General features: G+C 61.2%; 15 protein-coding genes and 1 riboswitch. Of the genes, 7 read left to right on the top strand and 8 right to left on the bottom strand.

Going from position 1 to position 18,545, the window contains the following annotated elements:
• Positions 1-16: 16 nt before the first annotated feature.
• On the bottom strand, positions 17-622 hold the full coding sequence (locus ACN9M3_RS10275) for a MotA/TolQ/ExbB proton channel family protein (RefSeq protein ID WP_426170474.1): 606 nt from the start codon (positions 620-622) through the stop codon (positions 17-19).
• Positions 623-1,516: 894 nt separating this feature from the next.
• Between ACN9M3_RS10275 and xseA the strand changes: the two genes are divergently transcribed.
• Positions 1,517-2,860 (top strand): exodeoxyribonuclease VII large subunit, encoded by a 1,344-nt coding sequence (xseA, locus tag ACN9M3_RS10270; RefSeq protein WP_426322258.1) that lies wholly within the window; start codon positions 1,517-1,519, stop codon positions 2,858-2,860.
• Between the two features lie 67 nt (positions 2,861-2,927).
• A complete protein-coding gene (gene sodB / locus ACN9M3_RS10265) occupies positions 2,928-3,506 on the top strand; it encodes a superoxide dismutase [Fe] (RefSeq protein ID WP_426322256.1) in 579 nt (192 codons plus the stop codon).
• A gap of 211 nt (positions 3,507-3,717) precedes the next feature.
• Here the strand turns inward: sodB and ACN9M3_RS10260 are convergent, their stop codons facing one another.
• Positions 3,718-4,743: a zinc-dependent alcohol dehydrogenase family protein gene (locus ACN9M3_RS10260; protein ID WP_426322254.1), complete on the bottom strand. Its 1,026-nt coding sequence runs from the start codon at positions 4,741-4,743 to the stop codon at positions 3,718-3,720.
• A gap of 106 nt (positions 4,744-4,849) precedes the next feature.
• On the opposite strand from ACN9M3_RS10260, the gene ACN9M3_RS10255 reads away from it, so the two are divergent.
• Entirely contained in the window at positions 4,850-5,824 is a 975-nt protein-coding gene (locus ACN9M3_RS10255) for a LysR family transcriptional regulator (RefSeq protein ID WP_426170468.1), read from the top strand.
• Between the two features lie 69 nt (positions 5,825-5,893).
• Here the strand turns inward: ACN9M3_RS10255 and ACN9M3_RS10250 are convergent, their stop codons facing one another.
• Together ACN9M3_RS10250 and ACN9M3_RS10245 are read right to left on the bottom strand one after the other, a co-directional pair.
• A complete protein-coding gene (locus ACN9M3_RS10250; RefSeq protein ID WP_426322252.1) occupies positions 5,894-8,767 on the bottom strand; it encodes a TonB-dependent receptor in 2,874 nt (957 codons plus the stop codon).
• A 193-nt stretch (positions 8,768-8,960) separates the two neighbouring features.
• On the bottom strand, positions 8,961-9,275 hold the full coding sequence (locus tag ACN9M3_RS10245; RefSeq protein WP_426322250.1) for a hypothetical protein: 315 nt from the start codon (positions 9,273-9,275) through the stop codon (positions 8,961-8,963).
• A 297-nt stretch (positions 9,276-9,572) separates the two neighbouring features.
• Here ACN9M3_RS10245 and ACN9M3_RS10240 point away from each other — a divergent pair, with 297 nt between their 5' ends.
• Positions 9,573-10,070 carry a transcriptional regulator, SarA/Rot family gene (locus ACN9M3_RS10240; protein ID WP_130314940.1) on the top strand — a complete coding sequence of 166 codons (498 nt, stop codon included), beginning with the start codon at positions 9,573-9,575 and terminating at the stop codon, positions 10,068-10,070.
• A 29-nt stretch (positions 10,071-10,099) separates the two neighbouring features.
• Here the strand turns inward: ACN9M3_RS10240 and ACN9M3_RS10235 are convergent, their stop codons facing one another.
• From ACN9M3_RS10235 to ACN9M3_RS10225, 3 genes are all read right to left on the bottom strand, one after another.
• Positions 10,100-10,411 (bottom strand): hypothetical protein, encoded by a 312-nt coding sequence (locus ACN9M3_RS10235; RefSeq protein WP_426170463.1) that lies wholly within the window; start codon positions 10,409-10,411, stop codon positions 10,100-10,102.
• Between the two features lie 3 nt (positions 10,412-10,414).
• Positions 10,415-11,071 carry a thiol:disulfide interchange protein DsbA/DsbL gene (locus tag ACN9M3_RS10230; protein ID WP_426170461.1) on the bottom strand — a complete coding sequence of 219 codons (657 nt, stop codon included), beginning with the start codon at positions 11,069-11,071 and terminating at the stop codon, positions 10,415-10,417.
• 116 nt (positions 11,072-11,187) lie between these two features.
• Positions 11,188-13,131 (bottom strand): TonB-dependent receptor, encoded by a 1,944-nt coding sequence (locus ACN9M3_RS10225; RefSeq protein WP_426322247.1) that lies wholly within the window; start codon positions 13,129-13,131, stop codon positions 11,188-11,190.
• A 72-nt stretch (positions 13,132-13,203) separates the two neighbouring features.
• Positions 13,204-13,399, bottom strand: a riboswitch (cobalamin riboswitch).
• 84 nt (positions 13,400-13,483) lie between these two features.
• On the opposite strand from ACN9M3_RS10225, the gene ACN9M3_RS10220 reads away from it, so the two are divergent.
• Genes ACN9M3_RS10220 through ACN9M3_RS10210 form a run of 3 tightly spaced genes read left to right on the top strand, consistent with a single transcriptional unit; the run spans position 13,484 to position 17,338 of the window.
• Positions 13,484-15,673, top strand: coding sequence for a M1 family metallopeptidase (locus tag ACN9M3_RS10220; protein WP_426322245.1), 2,190 nt, complete (start codon positions 13,484-13,486; stop codon positions 15,671-15,673).
• The gene (locus ACN9M3_RS10215) at positions 15,670-16,530 is read left to right on the top strand and encodes a hypothetical protein (RefSeq protein WP_426322243.1); all 861 of its coding nucleotides are present in this window, start codon (positions 15,670-15,672) and stop codon (positions 16,528-16,530) included. Before ACN9M3_RS10220 ends, ACN9M3_RS10215 begins: the two co-directional genes overlap by 4 nt.
• 19 nt (positions 16,531-16,549) lie before the next feature.
• Positions 16,550-17,338: a DODA-type extradiol aromatic ring-opening family dioxygenase gene (locus ACN9M3_RS10210; RefSeq protein WP_426322241.1), complete on the top strand. Its 789-nt coding sequence runs from the start codon at positions 16,550-16,552 to the stop codon at positions 17,336-17,338.
• Positions 17,339-17,462: 124 nt separating this feature from the next.
• On the opposite strand, the gene ylqF is transcribed toward ACN9M3_RS10210, so the two are convergent.
• Complete coding sequence (gene ylqF, locus ACN9M3_RS10205) at positions 17,463-18,410, bottom strand: ribosome biogenesis GTPase YlqF (protein WP_426322239.1); 948 nt, start codon at positions 18,408-18,410, stop codon at positions 17,463-17,465.
• Between the last annotated feature and the right edge of the window lie 135 nt (positions 18,411-18,545).

Raw genomic sequence — 18,545 nt, 5'->3', positions numbered from 1 at the left:
TAAACTGATCCCTCGCTTACTTGCGGGAGTTGTGGACCACGTCCACGAACTTGACCGCCTGCTGCTCCATGTCGATGACGAAGGAGTCAACCAGGGCGCGGAAGTGGCGATAGAACACCAGGGTCGGCATCGCGATCGCCAGGCCGAAACCGGTGTTGTACAGCGCCACCGAAATACCGTGCGCTAGTTGCGCAGGGTTGGCGCCGGCGGAATTCTGCGAACCGAAGATCTCGATCATGCCGACCACGGTACCGAACAGGCCCATCAGCGGTGCCAGGGTAGCGATGGTGCCGAGGGTGGTCAGGAAGCGCTCCAGCTCGTGCGCCACGGCGCCGCCCGCCTCTTCAATCGACTCTTTCATCACATCGCGTGGGGCGTTGACGTTACGCAACGCTGCCGAAAGAACAACGCCCAGCTGGGACGATTTTTCCAGCTTGGTGATGATGTCGTTATTGATGTTTCCGCTGCGATAGACGCGAACCACCTCGTCCAGCAGTGTCTTCGGAATGATGCGCGAACGGCGCAGATACATCAGGCGCTCAACGATCAGAGCAAGGGCAACGATGGAAGCGATCAGCAGAGGCCAGATAGGCCAGCCGGCGGCCTGGAAAATTGCGAGCAAGACATACTCCTAAGAAAGAAAACCTAAACGCGCAATGTAGCGTGTCGAGAGCTATCAGGCAAGTGTGCGCATTCTTCACATTTTCTGTGGACAACATTGTTGGCAATCCAACTAATTCACCCTAAACCCATGATTTGTTTATGATTTTTCCTAATGCAAAAATTTTCATCAGCTTCGCTCAGCGCAGTTCTACACATATTCTGTGGACAAAATTGTGGGGAATGGTGGCTTTTATATGCTAAGCCTTTGAAAGGAAAGCGAATTATTCTCAAGCACAAAAAATGCGCATTGGCACTTTTCCTGCTTTTCCCCATCTGTGCACTTCTTCACATATTCTGTTGATAAGATTGTTAGCAAGGCTATGCTCGAGCGGTAAAGTACTTGATCTATAAGGGTTTTCTTGCCGTGCGTAAAAATCTCGCACGCTGATTTCCCGATGCATTCCAGACACATTTTCAGCGAAATACACAAATTCTGTGGACAAAAGTGTGAGCAAGGCCACAGGAGGTAGCGCAAGTCTTTGATATGGAAAGACAATCACTTCGAGCTGAAAATTTAGGCAGCGTTTTTCCCCACAGCTTCTGTGGATAAAATTGTTAGCAAGGGACAGACTGGAGTGCCAAGCCGTTGATTTCTAAAATGAAAGTTACCCTGCAAACATTTTCATCACGCAAGGCTTCGGGCCGAGAAGTTCCTCACACATTCTGTGGATATCTTTGTGCGTAACAGCCACGCGCTATCGCAAAGTCCTTGATCTATAAGGAAATTCAACAATTGCCCGCTTATGTGGCATTGGCGTTTACCCTTAATAATCATGTGTTTACAAAAAATACTTGCGATATGAAGTGATATATGACATAAGCATGACCGCTTTCAAAAAGTGTGGACAGGTCCATGATCAATAGCCCCGAACCCAACCAGGTCATTTCAGTCAGCGCCCTCAACCAGGCAGTCGCGCGCCTGCTGGAGCGCTCATTCCCCTTGCAGTGGATATCTGGGGAAATCTCGAATTTCACGCGCGCCAGTTCGGGCCATTGGTATTTCACCCTGAAAGATGATGCCGCCCAGGTGCGCGCCGTCATGTTCCGCGGCCGCGCCCAGTACGCCGGCTTCGTGCCGCGCGAAGGCGACAAGGTCGAGGTGCGGGCCCTGGTCACCCTGTACGGGCCACGCGGCGACTACCAGATCAATGTAGAAGCAATCCGCCGGGCCGGCGTCGGCTCCCTGTTCGAAGCCTTCCAGCGCCTCAAGGAGCGCCTGGCGGCGGCGGGCCTGTTCGATACCGAGCGCAAACGCGCCCTGCCCCTGTTCCCGCGCACCATCGGCATCGTCACCAGCCCCCAGGCAGCCGCCCTGCGCGACGTGCTGATTGCGTTGCGCCGCCGGGCGCCGCACGTCAACGTAGTGCTCTACCCTACCCTGGTACAGGGCCAGCAGGCTGGCGCCCAGATTGCGGCCGCCATCGAAACTGCCTCGCGCCGTGCCGAATGCGACGTGCTGCTGGTGGTGCGTGGTGGGGGCAGCATGGAAGACCTGTGGTGCTTCAATGAAGAAGTGGTCGCTTACGCCGTCGCCAATTGCAATGTCCCTGTAGTGTCCGGAGTTGGCCACGAAACCGACTTCACCATCTGCGACTTCGCCGCCGACGTGCGTGCCGCCACGCCAACCGCCGCAGCCGAACTGGCAGCAACGCCGCGTGCCGACTGGCTCGGTTCATTGCGCGCCGACGCCACCGACCTGCGCCGCGCCATGCGCCGCGCCCTCAGCGACGCCACGCAGACGCTGGACAACCTGCAGCGCCGCCTGCTCAGCCCGACGGCCCGCATCGCCCAGCAGCGCATGCAGTTGCAAAGCCTGTCCACCGCCATGATGCACGCCACGCGCAACCCGCTGCAGCAGGCCCGCTTCACGGTCGACCGGCTGGCCGGCCGCCTGGCCGCGCGCAAGCCCGACGCGAGCAAGGCACGTGCCGCAATGGAAGCCTTGCAGCATCGCGCCGGCGCCAGCATGCGTGCGCAACTGCTGCAGCGGCGCGATGCCCTGAATGCGCTGTCGGCGCAACTGGAATTACTGAATCCCCAGCGCACGCTGGAACGCGGCTACGCCATCGTCACCGATGCCGCCGGCGCCGTACTGCGCGACCCGGCGCATATCCAACCGGGGCAGCCGCTGGGCGTCCGCCTGGCCGAAGGCAGCGCCCAAATCGGCGTGGCCAACGTGCAACCGACGCTTACCTAGCGTTCGTATTAGAATAGTGGCCGTTTCGGCAAAAATAACTTTTCGTCTCAATCAAAAGGAAACATTCATGGAACATACCCTGCCACCACTGCCGTATGCGATGGACGCACTGCAGCCGCACATCTCCAAGGAAACCCTGGAATTCCACTACGGTAAGCATCACCAGGCATATGTCACCAACCTGAACAACCTGATCAAGGGCACCGAGTTCGAAAACCTGTCCCTGGAAGAGATCGTGAAGAAGTCTTCCGGCGGCGTGTTCAACAACGCAGCCCAGGTTTGGAACCACACCTTCTACTGGAACTGCATGGCTCCCAACGCCGGCGGCGCACCAGCTGGTGCCCTGGCTGACGCCATCAACGCCAAGTTCGGCTCCTTCGACAACTTCAAGGCAGAATTCACCAAGTCCTGCGTGGGCAACTTCGGTTCCGGCTGGACCTGGCTGGTGAAGAAGGCTGACGGCTCGGTCGAGATCGTCAACACCTCCAACGCCGCCACTCCGCTGACCGGCGCCGACAAGCCGCTGCTGACCTGCGACGTATGGGAACACGCCTACTACGTCGACTACCGCAACGCACGTCCTAAGTACGTTGAAACCTTCTGGAACCTGGTGAACTGGAACTTCGTGGCCAAGAACTTCGCTTGATCGCGGTTCTTCGCCCATCGAAAGCCCGCTACGAGCGGGCTTTTTTTCGACCAAATTCGGGGTCAAATTCGGGGTCAGGTCTGTCATTCGGACAGCTAGCGCTCTCATTTGATATTTCTCAATACGCTAATTCCACGGAATTTGCGTATTGAGATTTGTCAAACAAACTGTACGCGTGTCCAAATGACAGACCTGACCCCGAATTGAAGAATCAATAGCGCGGCTTGACGCTGATCACGACCTTGCCGAAGTGGTTGCCGGATGCGAGGTGCTGGTAGGCTTCGCGCGCCTCGTGGATGTCGAACACGCGGTCCACCACTGGCTTGATGTTGCGCTGGGAGACCAGCCGCGACAAGTCTTCCTGCATCTTGCGGCTGCCGACGTAAATGCCGCTCATGCTCTTGCCGCCAATGACAATGCCAAGCAGTTGAACGCTGGTTTCGAAGCCGCCCCCCAAGCCGCCAATCACTGCCACCTTGCCGCCCATGCCGGCCGAGGCAATCGAGCGCGCCAGCGTATCCTGGCCACCCACTTCCAGCACCAGGTCGACGCCTTCGCCGTTGGTGGCGCGCAGCACTTCGTCTTGCCATTCAGGCGTCTTGCGGTAGTTGATCAACACGTCGGCGCCCAAGGCGCGTGCCCGTTCCAGCTTGGTGTCGCTGGACGAGGTGACGATCGTGCGCACGCCTGCCGCCTTGGCCAGTTGCAGCGCCCACACCGACACGCCGCCGGTGCCAAGCAGCAGCACCGTATCGCCAGCTTTCACGCCGCCTTCCACGAACAGCGCATTCCAGGCTGTGACGCCGGCGCAGGTCAGGGTCGCCGCTTCCTCATAACTCAGGTGCGCCGGCACGCCGACCAGCCCGCCTTCCTTGATTACCAGTTCTTCGGACAGCACGCCATTGCTGCCCGCCCCCAGCGTCACCGCCGTCTTGCCCGGCGTGACCTTGCCTTCTTCCCACTCAGGGAAAAACGCGGTCGCTACGCGGTCGCCGACGCGGAATCGTTCAACGCCCGGGCCTACCTCGACCACTTCACCGGCCGCGTCGGAACCCGGCACCACTGCGCCTTCGCCGCTGGTCGGGTAAGTGCCCTGCGCCACCATCAGGTCGCGATAGTTCAGCGAAACCGCGCGCACCTTTACGCGAACCTCGTGGTATTGCAGTTCACGTTTCGGCAGCTTGACGGCTTCCAGGCTGTCGATACCGCCGCCGGGGGTGATTTGGTATGCATGCATTTGGATCTCCTTACAAGTTGTGGTTAAGTGAGAAGAACTATATAGTTTCCACGTGATCCACAGTGGTGGAGTTTTATCGACAAATTGTCGCCCCAAGGGAAACAATATGAATGAACGCCTGAATGGCATCAATGTCTTCGTGCAGGCCGTGGAAGCAGGCAGCTTTTCGGCGGCCGCCACGCGGCTGCACCAGACCCGCTCCGCCGTGGCCAAGGCCATCGCGCGGCTGGAAGAACGGCTGGGCGTGCGCCTGTTCCATCGCACCACGCGCAGCCAAGCCCTGACCGAAGCGGGCCAGTCCTATTACGAGCGCTGCGTGCGCGCTCTTGCCGAACTGGATGCGGGCGAAGCCTGCATCGGTACCGGCCGCAGCGAGCCGACCGGCCGCTTGCGCATCAGCGTGCCGGTGCTGTTCGGCCGGCAGTTTGTGGCGCCGCTGATGATGGACCTGGCCCAGCGCTACCCGCAACTGACCATCGATATCTCGTTCAGCGACCGGGTGGTGGACCTGCTGGATGAAGGCTTCGATCTCGGCCTGCGCGTCGGTCCGCTGCCGAACAGTACCAGCCTGGCTGCGCGCCCCCTGGGCCAGCAGCGCATGCTGATCTGCGCCGCGCCCTCCTATCTGCAGGCGCACGGCGAACCACTGGACATCCAGGAAGTCTGCGAGCGCGATGGCATCCTGTACTCGCGCGGACGCGTGGTGAAAGAATGGACGGTCGCCATGCCGGACGGCCGCACGCACGACTTGCTGCCGCGGCAGCGCATGCTGGTGGATGACTTGCAGGTGATTGCCGACGCGGCAGCGCGCGGCATGGGTCTGGCATGGCTGCCCTGCTGGCTGGTGGCCCCGTACGTGAAACGGGGCGAACTGAAGGTGCTGTTCGATTGCGGAGAAATGGAAGCCTCGCGCATGCACCTGGTGTGGCCCCATACTCCCTACATGCCCGCCAAGCTGCGGGTCGCAATCGACACGCTGCTTGAGGTTACGCCGATCTACCTCGCGAGCGCGGAGGAGAACCCTGCGGTCCCGCTGGCGGCAGATCACCTGCACCAGCGCCGGGACCGGCCGAGTGCATGAAAAAGGGCGTTGCCGGTGTGAACCGAGCAACGCCCTGCGTGGCTAGGGGGTCTTCTTGACCGTCTAGCCTTACATCCTCCAACGCAACGCTGCCGAAACCGAACGTCCGATCTGCACCGTGCCGAAATTGGTCAACTGCGCGTTACCCGCATTGCCGAAGTGGTAGTACTGCTGCTGCATTTCGTTCGTCAAGTTGACGCCACTGATATCGAACGACATGTTGTCGTTGATCTTGTACGAGATCTGCATGTCCACGCTCTTTTCCGGATGACGCCAGATACCAATCGGATTGGCAAACAAGGCGGCTTCGTTGCGGTCCAGGAAGCCGGAGCGCCAGACATAGGACAAGCGCGCGCTGACCGGGCCCTTTTCGTACGCCAGGGTGGCGTTATAGGAGCTCTTGGACACGCCGAAGAACGGCGTTTCGAGTTGCGAGACGATGACGCCGGCATCATTGGCGTCAGGCACGTTCTGCGACGAGGTCAGTCGCGTATAGCTGCCCTGGACGCCCAGGCCGTCCAGCAGGCTCGGCAGCCCCTTCGGGAAGTAAATGAAGCCGAGCTCGGCGCCCTTGATCGTGCCGTTGGAGGCGTTGACCGGCGAGTTGATGACGTAGTCATAGCCGTTCGTATGGTCGCCGCCCGCGGTCGAGTTGCGGAATGGGTCGTTCGCCGGATCGACGTGAACCTTGTGGCGCAAGTCTACGGTCAAGCCGTCGATCTTGCGTTTGAACAGCGTGCCGTAGAGTGCGCTGTCCTTCTGGAAATACCACTCGGCCGTCAGGTCGAAGTTTTTCGAGTGCGTCGGTTTCAGGTCCGGATTGCCGCCGCTGCCCGAGCCATAACCCACCTTCGAAACGTCGTCGTTGAGCTGCAGGATAGGGTTGAGGTCACTGAACTTCGGACGGCGCAAGGTTTCACCATAATTGAAGCGCGTCACGACGTCCTTGGATGCGTCATAAATCAGGGTCATGCTAGGCAGGACCTTGCTAGTCGACTTGCTGGCAGTAGACGACGAGACTGCCTTGGTGGTGGGATCGACCTTATAGAAGGTCATGTCGGTATCGACCTTGACGTAGCGCACACCGAAATTGCCGCGCAGGCGACGGCCGAACAATTCGTTCTGGGTATTCCCCATCAGGAAGAGGTTGTTCGTCTTTTCATCGACCTCGAACGTCTTCTGCAGGCTCAGTTTGTCTGTCGTCAGGAAGTTGGCATCGACCGAGTTATAAAGCTTGCGCCAGTCGTCGATGTGGTCGCGGATGTAATAGGCATTCGGCTCCACCCATGAGCGCGGAACGTCCGAAATGTCCGTGCCGAAGTTCAAGTTGGTGGAGGAATACGCCGGGCCCAGCGAGGCGAGCGTGCGGCCCAGGTTGCCCGATTGCGTCCGGTTGGCCTCCGACGCCTTGCGGTCGTCGAAGCGCACGCCGAACTGGATCGTCTCCAGCGCACCCCAGTTGGCATCGTAGACGCCCGACAGGTTGGCCGTCGCGGCGCTGCCCTTGTTGCGGTTGGCGTTATCGTAGAACTGTGCAACATTCCACTTGGCCGGGTCGGTCAGGTCGGCATCGTTGTTGAAGTGGAAGGCCGTATTGTTGCCGCCGTCATTGAAGTTGACGTTGATCGACGGTGCAACGCGATCAATCCGGGTGGCCGTGAATTCCGAGTGATAGGTGCTGGATTGGTACGACAGGTCGCCTTCCAGCCTCAGGCGATCGCCAAGGTCCCACTTGCCGTTCAGGGCATATATGCGAGAATCGGTTGCCGACGTGGTGTAGTCGCCGCTGTTGAAGCCATAGACGTTATTGACTTGACGGCTCTTGATAACGTTGGTTCCCGGGTACGTCGTAATGGTCCCCGCAGGGTTGCTGCCGAGATCCCCCCACCAGTCAACAAAGCTGAACAGCAAGCGGTTGAAGGACTTGTCACGATAACCGTTGTACATCGATTCGAAGGTGTAGACCGAATCGGCGTTCGGTTTCCACTGCAAGGCGATATTGGCGGCCGGACGCTTTCGCTCCCCGTGGGTGTCGCTCTGGAAAACGGCGTCACGCGCGAGGTAGTAAGGATAAGCTTTGCCGTTGAAATCCAGCGTTGAACCCTCGGCCATCGGCAAGCCGGCATGGGTGCCTGGCGTCCAGATCTTATTATCGAAGATGCGCTGCAACGGGATGTAACCTGGGGGAACTTCGCCGGCATTGGGGCTGGTGAACGGCACCATGGCGCCCGGGGTCACGCTTTCATTGCGGTAATTCGTCTTGTTGACCGACAGATTGACCAGGGCGCCGATTTCGCCGACGCCGGTTTGCCAGCGGTTGCTTAACATGCCGCTGAGCTGCGGGTTCGCCTTTTTCGCGGGATCGAGATAGGTTTCACGCACCGACAGCGAAGCTTTTGGCCCCTTGAAATCGAACGGCCGCAGCGACTTGACGTCAACCTGGCCTGCAATGCCGGTGTCCAGCTGGCTGGCGTCGCGCGTCTTGTAGACGTCGATCTGGCGCACCAGGGTCGAAGGAATGTCCTGGAGCGCGACCTGGGTGCCCGACGCGGTGAAGATGTTGCGGCCGTTCCAGGTGGTTTGCACGTCCGGCAGGCCACGGATGGACAAGGTGCCGACCTCGCCGCCGGAACGGTTGGTGACCTGGATCCCTGTCACGCGCTGCAGCGCTTCAACGACATTATTATCGGGCAGCTTGCCGATGTCTTCGGCAACGACCGATTCCAGGACCTGGTCGCTGGTGCGCTTGATCGCCAGGCTCTTGATCATCGATGCCTTGACGCCGGTGACGATCACGGTCGCGTTGTCAGTCGCCTCCTTCTTTTCGGCGACGACGTCAGGATTGGCCTGGGCGGCTTCCTGGGCCCAGACCGATGCGCTGCTCAGCAGGCCAGTGGCCAGCATGCAGGCGACGGTGGTTTTCAAATTTAACTGGTGTTGCATTTGCGGTCTCCCTGAGTTGGTTTTTGTTAAAACCGAATGTAGGGGATCAAGCGGGATGCAATCCAATTAAATCTTTTCCGACTTTAATACCAGTTTTGATATCGAGCAGCGGCGCGGCCCAGAGGAGAAAGCACGTTCGTGCCTCTTCCCGACCGCCCTGCCGGGGTGGGTTGTAGTCTTGTAGCAACAGCCTTTAGCTGCCGCGTTCGACGTCGTCGTGTTCCTGGCGTTTGGCGTCCGGCAGCGATTCGACATGGTCGACATCGATATCGCCGCCATCCGGGGCCGGCGTATCGCGGCCGACGCTGGCGCGTTCGCCGGTGCCCTGGGCATCGGAATCACTGTCGAGTTCAGTGTCGCCGGGCCCTGGCGGGCGCGCGCCTTGCAGGTCGCTGCCGGAATCGGACGAATCGCTGGGGCCAAGAGCCCCGGTGCCATGGCCCTTGCTGACTTCGCGGTCAGGCTGGGCTGGCATATTGTCCGGGTCAAGGGTACTGGTTCCTGACATGGTGTCCTCCTGTTTCCAATAATCTAACGAAAACAGGGGCCAAGCGGCGCAGTGTTGGAAGTTGCCAACACTATGTTACATGGGCAATAAAGCTGAAACATCTTCGGCCGTATCCAGCTTGTACCAAATTTCCCCTTTAAGTATAAGGTTTTCCCAATATGTAACTTTCAAAAAAGACGCAACCCGAGCGTCACCGAAGCTTTCGTTTGGGGTTTGATACAGATCAAAAAGGCATTTACCTTAGGTCAACACTAGTACAATTCAGGCTTGAACAAATTGCACAGGAGTGCCTGCAGAATGAGTAGTTTTGACGCAACCAATAAGCGCCTGAAAAATATTCATACTCGCATCCCGGAATTCCCGGAAGACCTGGTACGCCTGCTGCGCATGACCTATCACGTCCAGAAACGCATGAAGGACCTGGCGAATTCGGTGCTGCGCAAGTATGACCTGGTCGATGCCAGCTACATGGTGCTGGCGGTGCTGTATGGGTCGGAGAATGAAACTTCGACGGCGTCCAACCTGGGCGAAGCCTGCATGGAAAAGCCGGCCAACCTGACCAGGGTCTGCAACGACCTGGAAGCGCAAGGCCTGATCACCCGCGGCAACCGCCCGGGCGACCGCCGCTGCGTGATGATTACCCTCACCGATGCCGGCCGCAACCTGATCGAGCAGGTGATGCCGGAAGTGTGGTCGCGCACCACCCGCGCTTACGACGGCTACAACGGCGACGATATCCGCGTGCAGGAACAGCTCTTCAAGCGCCAGCTAGCCAACCTCGACGTCACAGCCTGATTAAAAAAATGGGGTACGTCCCCATTTTTTTATTTCTGGGGCTTGGTGTGCTTCATTGCGTAGACCAGGTGCTGCCACCAGTGCTCGCGTGACTGCACGCTCAGCATGCACTGGCGGTCGATCTCTTCCTTGAAGACGCGGTCGCGGCATTGCATATTGGCCAGCGCATTGCGCTGGTTTTCGGCATTCACCACGGCCACCACGAGCCAGAACACCAGCCCGGACAACAGGACCACCAGCGTCCAGGCAAAATGGTTGACCCAGGTGCGCTGCACCAGGCCGGCCTCGTCAGGGGCCGACTCCCGGAACGCACGCATCACGCCTTCTTCACGTTGATCCATGTCTTACTTCTTGGTCGCTGCAGCCTTGGCTACCAGGTAGTCCGCAACTGCCAGGGCGGCTGCCTGGGACTGGTCTTCCGGCTGGCCTGGACGACCGGCCATTGATGGGGAAGTCACGTAACGGCCATCGATCACCAGGGTTGGCGCACTGTCCACCTTGTACTGGGCGATGATGGTCTCCATGCGCTTCATTTTAGACTCGACGCTGAAGGATTTGTAGACGCTTTCGTACTTGGCCTTGTCGACGCCGGCGCTTACCACCACGGCGGTCACGTCGTCCTCGCGCATCAGGCGCTTGTGCTCTTTGTGGATGGCGTCAAACAGCTTCTGGCTGGCTGGTTCCAGCGTGCCCATGGTTTCCAGGGTGACGTAGGCGCGTGCCAGCACGTCTTTTTCACCGCGGGCAAAGTGGATGCGGCGGAAGTGGATCTTGTCGGCGTTCTGCTTGACCCAGGCCGACATGCGCGGTTCGAGCGCATTGCAGTGCGGGCAAGTGAACATGAAGAACTCGACCACCTCGACCTTTTTACCCTGGGCTTCGGTGCGCACCGGGGTGTCGAGAACCGTATAGTCAACGCCTTGTTTCGGCTCGGCGGCATAGGCGCCGGCAGCGGTGAACATCAGGGCGGCAGAAGCAAGCAGCAGTCGCAGCAAACGCATGGTCATCCTTACAGGTAAATGGTAAACGCCGCGAGATTACCATTTTTTGCGCGCCGTGATCAGCCCCGTGGGCCAAAAAGGCGCCAACGGGGCATTTTTAAGCCTGTTTTAAGCGCTTAAAAGTCGTAGCGTGCCGATACTTTCAGTTGACGGCCACTGTTCGGGTAGATGCCTGCGCGGCAGCTGAATGCTTGGCTGAAATGCTCCTTGTCGAACATGTTCAGCGCGGTCACAGCCAGTTCCCATTGGCCGAACTTGCGCGCGTAGCGGCCATCGACCACGGTGTACGCCGGCATGCGGGCGTCGCAGCTGTTGTCGAAATCGCTGCCGTAGCGCTGTTTGCCGACGCGCTGCACGCCGATGTCGGCGCTCTGGCCGTCGGACGGCAGCCAGGCCAGGCGCACGGTCAGGATGTTCTTCGGCACCAGCGCCAGTTCGCGGCCGGCGTTCGGACCGGAGCGGAACTCGGCATCCACCTGCTGGAAGTGGCCCTGCACCTGCCATTCCGGCGCGAAGCGGTAGCTGCCATCGAGCTCGAAGCCCTTGCGCTGGGTTGGCGCCAGGTTGGTGTTGGCGCCGAACATGCCTGCGGTCGGGTCGTAATAGATCTCGTTGTCCAGGTTGTGGCGGAAAATGCGCGCGTCAAGCTTGGCGGCGCCCTGCGCATAACCAAGGCCGATTTCAACATCGTGCGAAGTCTGGGTTTCCAGCGGCTTGTTGGCCTGCGGAGTGAAGCCGTTCTCGTCGGAGTTGGCGACGCGGTAGCTCTGGCCAATCTTGGCCCACGCTGTCAGGCCCGGCGCGGCAAGCATGCTGCCCTGCACTTCCCAGGCGTTGTTGGCTTGCTTCACGCTGTAGGTGGCGGTGGTGAATGGCACTGGATCGATCGAATCCTTGTCGAACAGTTCGCGGCGCACGCCGGCGGCCAGGCGGAATTGCTGCGGGCCGGAGAACTTCATTTCGTCGCGCAGGTAGAAAGCCTTGCTGCGCTGGCTGGCGTCGGCGGCGGAGAAGGACGCGGTGGTGACGCGGTTCCAGCGGCCGAAGTCAAAGCCGGCGACCAGTTCATTCAGCATGCCGTCGAACTGGCCAAGGTGGCGCACGCGCGGCGAGAACTGGGTCTGCTTCGTGTCGTAGGCGGAGCTGGAAACGCCCCATGGACTGAAGTAAGTGGCTTCCGCTTCCTTCTTGCGATGCGACAGCTCCGCAGCCAGGTCGAAAGCGCCTACCTTGTGCTCCCAGGCGGCGGTATAGCGGTCGCTATCGAGCTTGCCGAAATCGTTCGGGGTCAGGGTCTGGCGCGGATTGGCGTTGAATTGCGCTTCCGTCAGGCTGCCGGCGAAGCGCTGGTCCTGGCGCGCGATGTCGGCACGCAGCGAGAAGCTGCCCACGCCGGTGCTGAACTTCACGCCGCCGTTAAGGCGCGACTGCTTGAATTCATTGTTGTCGCGGTAGTTGTCGGAGCGCTGGTGGCCGGCCGACGCGTCGAAGGCAAAGCCGTCGAAGCCCTGTGCCACGCTGGCGCGCACCTCGCCGCTGTCAAACTGGCCCAGCTCAGTGAACATATTGCCGCTGCGCTCGCCGGCTTGCGGGCGCTTGGTGGTGATCTGGATCACGCCGCCGGTGGCGCCTTCGCCATACAGCACGCTGGCGCCGCCGCGCATGATGTCGATGCGCTCCACCATGTCGATCGGAATGGTGGACAGGGTTGCGCTGGACAGCTCGTTTTCGTTCAGGCGCACGCCATCCAGCACAATCACCACGTTCTGGTCGCTGTTGGTGCCGAAGCCACGCAGGTCGAGGCCGAAGTCGGGGCTGCCGGTCAGGCTCTGGCGGCCGTACACGCCGCCGATCTTGCGGATCGCCTGGTTGACGTCGGACACGCCGGCGCGGCGGATGTCGGCCGCGGTGATGGTGGTGGCGCCGATCGGCAGCAGCGACGGATCGCTGGCGAAGCGGGAACCGGAAACGACAACGGTGTTCGATTGGGCTTGGGCCGCTGCGGCAAAGCACAGGGCAACCGCTGCGGCAACGGCGCAGCGCGAAGTGATGAAGGTCATGGCAAATCAGTAGAAAGAGTATCCGCCTGCGTCCCCGCAGCCGGAATCCACAGAAGACGAACCCTGCGCGGGCGCGCTTCCACCTCCCTGGCCGGTATCCGGGCTGGCAAGACTGACCGGGCCACCTTCCTGCAGCAGCAGTGGCTAATTGGCGCGGCCTGCCGTCTCAATGACGGCGCTTGCGTACCGTTGCGGGGGCAGCACATTGCGTTTCCCGTTTAACTGCCTCCATGAACAGGAGGCGGGCACCAAGGCGCCGCCATTATACGCCGGTTAAAGTTGGCATAAAAGTTTGGCAATCGGCCGCCACCCGGGCTATATTTTGGTGTTGCAAAAAACCCAATGGAGTCTTATGCGCATCACTCACCTTTTGGCCGCGGCCGCCCTGTTGGGCGGGGTCGCGGTCCAGGCCAGCCTGTGGGCCGGTGGCGCGACGTCCGCCACCGTGCCGGAAGCCGGTAGCGGCATCGCACTGGCGCCAGCCAAGGCGGCCGCCGTCATGCAGCCCAGCGCTCCCGGCGCCTGGGGCGGCATCCGCACCGGCCAGGAGGCCACGCTGTCCGACCGCGTGGTGGACTACCAGATCGAAGCCAGCCTGGACCCGGTCAAGCACACCATCGACGGCAAGCAGCGCCTGACCTGGCGCAACCGCAGCGCCGAACCGGTGCGCAGCGTCTACCTGCACCTGTACCTGAATGCCTTCCAGAACGGCTACAGCACATTCCACACCGAGGAGCGCAAAACCGGCAGCGGCATTCGCAACAGCGCCCTGAGCAAAGATGGAGAATGGGGCTACACGGAATTGCGCAGCGTGCAGCAAGGCGGCGCCAAGGTGCCGTGGACTTTCGTGCATCCCGACGGCGGCCCGGCGGCCGACCAGACCGTGGTGCGCCTTGACCTGCCGCAGGCTGTCGCAGCGGGCGCCAGCACCACGCTCGATATCGCCTTTTTCGACCAGCTTCCGCGCGTGATGGCGCGCAGCGGCTACTTCGACAGCTTCCACCTGGTGGCGCAATGGTTCCCCAAGATCGCCGTGCTGGAACTGCCGGGCGAACGGGGCGCCACCGCGGTGCGCTGGAACGCGCATGAATACCACGCGGAATCCGAGTATTACGCGGACTTTGGCAGCTATGACGTCAAGCTCACCGTCCCCAGGGAATATACCGTGGGAGCCACCGGCGAACTGCAGGGCGCCCCGCAGGAAAAGGACGGCAAGCTGACCCACCATTTCGTGCAGGGCGACGTGCACGATTTCGCGTGGACCGCCGACAAGCGCACTGCGGCACCGCTGACCGGCACCTGGACCGGGCCCGGCAGCCCGCAAGTGAAGATCACCGTGCTTTATCCGCCGGAATTCGCATCCAACGCGGCGCCTGCCTTGCAGGCCACCAAGGATTCGCTGGACTACTTCTCGAAGACCCTCGGCCCCTATCCGTACAAAACCGTGACTGTGGTCATTCCTCCGCATAACGCCAGCGAAGCGGGCGGCATGGAGTACCCCACCTTCTTCACTGTCGACAACTTTGCCGGCCTGAAGCCGGGCACGTTCGCATCGGCGGCGCTGGATTTCGTCACCATTCACGAATTCGGCCATGGCTACTTCTACGGCATCCTCGCCAGCAACGAGTTCGAAGAGCCGATGCTGGACGAAGGCCTGAACGAGTACTGGAACCAGCGCATGCTGCGCGATACGGGCCGCAAGGCCTACCTCACGACGCCGTTCCTGCGCGCGATCGGATTTGCGCCCACCATCAAGGGCTTCGAGTTCGAACGCCAGGGCACGCCGCGTGACGAGCCATCCGACCCGCTGGGCCAGAATGCCTATACCCGCCTGCAAGGCATTGGCCCGGTGTATTCGCGCACCACACTGGTCATGCACGACCTGGAAGCGCAGCTGGGCAAGGAAACCATGGAGCGCGCCTTCAAGGAGTATTACCGCCGCTGGAAATTCCGCCACCCAAGCGTGGCTGATTTCCGTGAGACGCTGGCAGAAGTCAGCGGCCAGCGCCAGCTGGTGGAAACCGTCTTCGCGCAGCAGGTCTATGCCACCACGCGCGTGGACGACCGCATTTCCTCCTTCACCAGCGAAGAGGTGCTGCCACTGCCGGGCCGGCAAATGAAGGGCGGCAAGCTTGCCGACTTGAGCGAAGAGCAGGTCGACAAGCACGTCGAACAGCTGCGCGATGCATGGGAAAAGGCCAACCCGGAAGCCAAGCCAGGCACCGGCCCGTTCCCCTACCTGACGCGGGTCACCGTGCGCCGGCGCGGCGCCGATGTCCTGCAGACGCTGGTGGTCACGTTTGCCGATGGCACCAAGGAGACCGTATTCTGGGGCGGCGAACAGCGCTGGCATACCTACGAGTGGACCAAGCCCGTGAAAGCGGTATCCGCCCAGCTCGACCCTGAGGGCAAACACCTGCTCGACGTCAGCAAGCTCGATGACAGCCGCACCCTGAAGAAGGACGGCAGCGCGTCGCGCCGCTGGACCTTCGACCTGGCCGCCATCATCCAGACCCTGCTCTCTTTCATCGCCACTGTATGAAGCTGACGACCAACCTCAAACACGCCGCCCGCGCCGCCCTGCAATGGCGCCTGATGCTGATCTGGCTGATCGCCATGCTGCTGCCGACAGCCCTGCTGGCCCTGCCCATCTGGAATAGCCTGGCGCCGCTGCTGGACAACTCGGTGCGCGCCCCCGAACTGGCGCGCGCGCTCGACGGCCTCGCTTTCACCGACATATCCGCCGAACTGCGGCGCAACGCCGTTTCGCTGCAAGCCGGCGGCATCGCTGCCTTGGTCCTGACCCTGCTTCTGTCGCCGTTCCTGACCAGCGCCATCGTCACTGCCGGCCGTGCGCAGCAAACCGCCACCTTGCGCGAACTGTGCGCAGGCGGGGTCGCCGAATACCCGCGCATGTTCCGCATGCTGCTGTGGGCGATCGTGCCGCTGGGCGTGGCGTTTGCACTGGGCGGTGCGCTGGCGGAAGCTGCCGAGAACTATGCCGGCAAGGCAGTACTGGAAGCCGATGCGGCACGCTGGCAGCTGGCAGCCACGGTCGTCACAGCCCTGCTGGTGGCGCTGACCAACCTGACGCTCGATGCCGGGCGCGCCCAATTGGCGATCGACCGCCGCCGCACGTCTGCCGTCAAGGCCTGGTGGCGGGGCGTCAAGCTTCTCTTGCGCCGGCCCGTGGCCATGCTGGGCGCCTACACGGCGCTGACTGCGGGCGGCCTGCTGCTGGCGGCCGTGCTGGCAGTGGCACGGCTGAATGTGGCCGGCAGCAATGCCGCGCTATTGGTAGCTGCGTTCGTGCTGGCACAGCTGATCGCCCTGGCGATGGCGTGGATGCGCGCCGCCCGCCTGTTTGCGCTGATGTCGCTGTCTGCAACGAATCGCTGACCAGAGTATATTGGTGGGCATGACTACCTTGCCCACCTTCTTCCTGTCCCACGGCGGCGGCCCATGGCCCTGGATGCGTGACCAGTTCGGCAACGCTTACGACCAACTCGATGCATCGCTGCGCGACTTGCCGCGCCAGGCCGGCGGCAAGCCGAAGGCCCTGCTGGTCGTCACCGCCCATTGGGAGGGACGCGACTTCCTCGTTTCATCGTCGGCCAGGCCGCCGATGATCTACGACTACGGCGGCTTTCCGCCGCATACCTACCAGATCCAGTACCCCGCCCCCGGCTCGCCGGAACTGGCCGAACGCGTGGCAGGACTGCTTGCCGGGCGGGCGCGCCTCGATCCGGAGCGCGGTTTCGACCATGGGACGTTCAGCGCCATGTATCCCGCCTTTCCTGAAGCCGATGTGCCGATCGTGCAGCTTTCGCTGCGCCACGGGCTGGATCCGGCGGAGCACCTGGAGATTGGCCGCTTGCTGCGTCCTTTGCGCGACGAGGGTATTTTGGTCGTCGGCAGCGGCCTGAGTTTCCACAACCTGCGCGCGTTCAACGCCGCTGGCGCAGAGGCTTCACGCCTGTTCGATGCGTGGTTGCGCGAGACCATGGCGGCAGCACCGGGTGAACGCACGGCGCGCTTGCTGGAATGGGAACGGGCGCCTGCCGCGCGCATGGCGCATCCGCGCGAAGAGCATTTGCTGCCTTTGATGGTGGTGGTGGGTGCGGCCGAGGATGCAGCCGCCGAAGTGGTGTATCACGAAGACCGTTTCATGGGGGCGCTGGCGGTGTCCAGCTTTAAGCTCGGCTAAAACCGGTAAACCAGGGTCAGACCCAAGGGTCTGACCCGGTCAAATCAGCTGCTGCTGGAGACTTTCCAGTTTGCAGGTGAGCAGGCGGGTCTGACCCTGTGGGTCTGACCCGGGTTTACCGGTTTCAGGTCCCGCGCTTGCCCTTCATGCGCTCTGCTTCCTTCTCTGCGGCCTTGCGCTCCGCCTCTTCCGCCTTGATGCGCTCGGCCTCCGCGTGGACTGCCAGCGCTTCGGCACGGGTGGCCGGCGTTTCCAGCGAAATGCGACCCAGTGCGCCGCTGCGGTAATCCTGCAGCAGCATATGCGACGCCTTCTCGAAATCCCAGTCGCCGCCCTTCAAGCGGTAGCTGCGCAATTGCGCCACGCGTTCGATCAGCGCCACGCCATCCATCGCCGACACGTCGGCCTTGTAGCGCGCCTTGAGCAATTCCGGATAGCGCTTCAACAGTTCTTCCGCCAGCCAAACCGCCACTTCTTCCTCGATCAGCGCGTTGGCGCCGATCGCGTGCGAGGCCGCCAGCGCCATGCCGTCGGACGGCATCTCGATCTTCGGCCACAGCAGGCCCGGCGTATCGATCAGCACCGTTTCCATATCCAGGTAGATCTTCTGCTGCTGCTTGGTGACGGCCGGCTCGTCGCCCACCTTCGCCACGCGGCGCTTGAGCAGCGCGTTCATCAGGGTCGACTTGCCGACGTTGGGAATTCCCATGATCATCATGCGCAATGGCTTGGTCGGCTCATTGCGGTGCGGCGCCAGCTTGCGCGCCTTGGCGATCACCTTGGCTACGTCGGACGGCTTCTTGGTCGTCATCGCGTAGGCAGTGACGGTCTTGTCCTGCTCGAAATGGCGAATCCAGGCCGCGGTGGCATCGGGATCGGCCAGGTCGATCTTGTTCAGGATCTTCAGGCAAGGGCGCGAGCGGAATTTGCGCAGCTCTTCCACAAGAGGATTGCAGCTGGCCGCAGGCAGGCGCGCGTCAACCACTTCGATGACGACGTCGACGTCGGCCATCTGTTCCGCCGCCTTTTTCTTGGCGGCGTTCATATGCCCGGGGAACCATTGGATAGACATGCTCTTGCCCTAAAAATCGAATAAACAATCCGCTATTTTACATGGCGCCACAGCCTTTTACCCACATACACTTGGGCTCACACGATTGCCCGCTGCCCATCCCGAAGATTTTTGATAATGTGGTAAAGTTTGTAA

It is taken from the genome of Pseudoduganella sp. R-43 (assembly GCF_049913255.1).
Lineage (GTDB): Bacteria > Pseudomonadota > Gammaproteobacteria > Burkholderiales > Burkholderiaceae_D > Rugamonas.
This window is presented reverse-complemented; position numbering and strand designations above follow the sequence as displayed.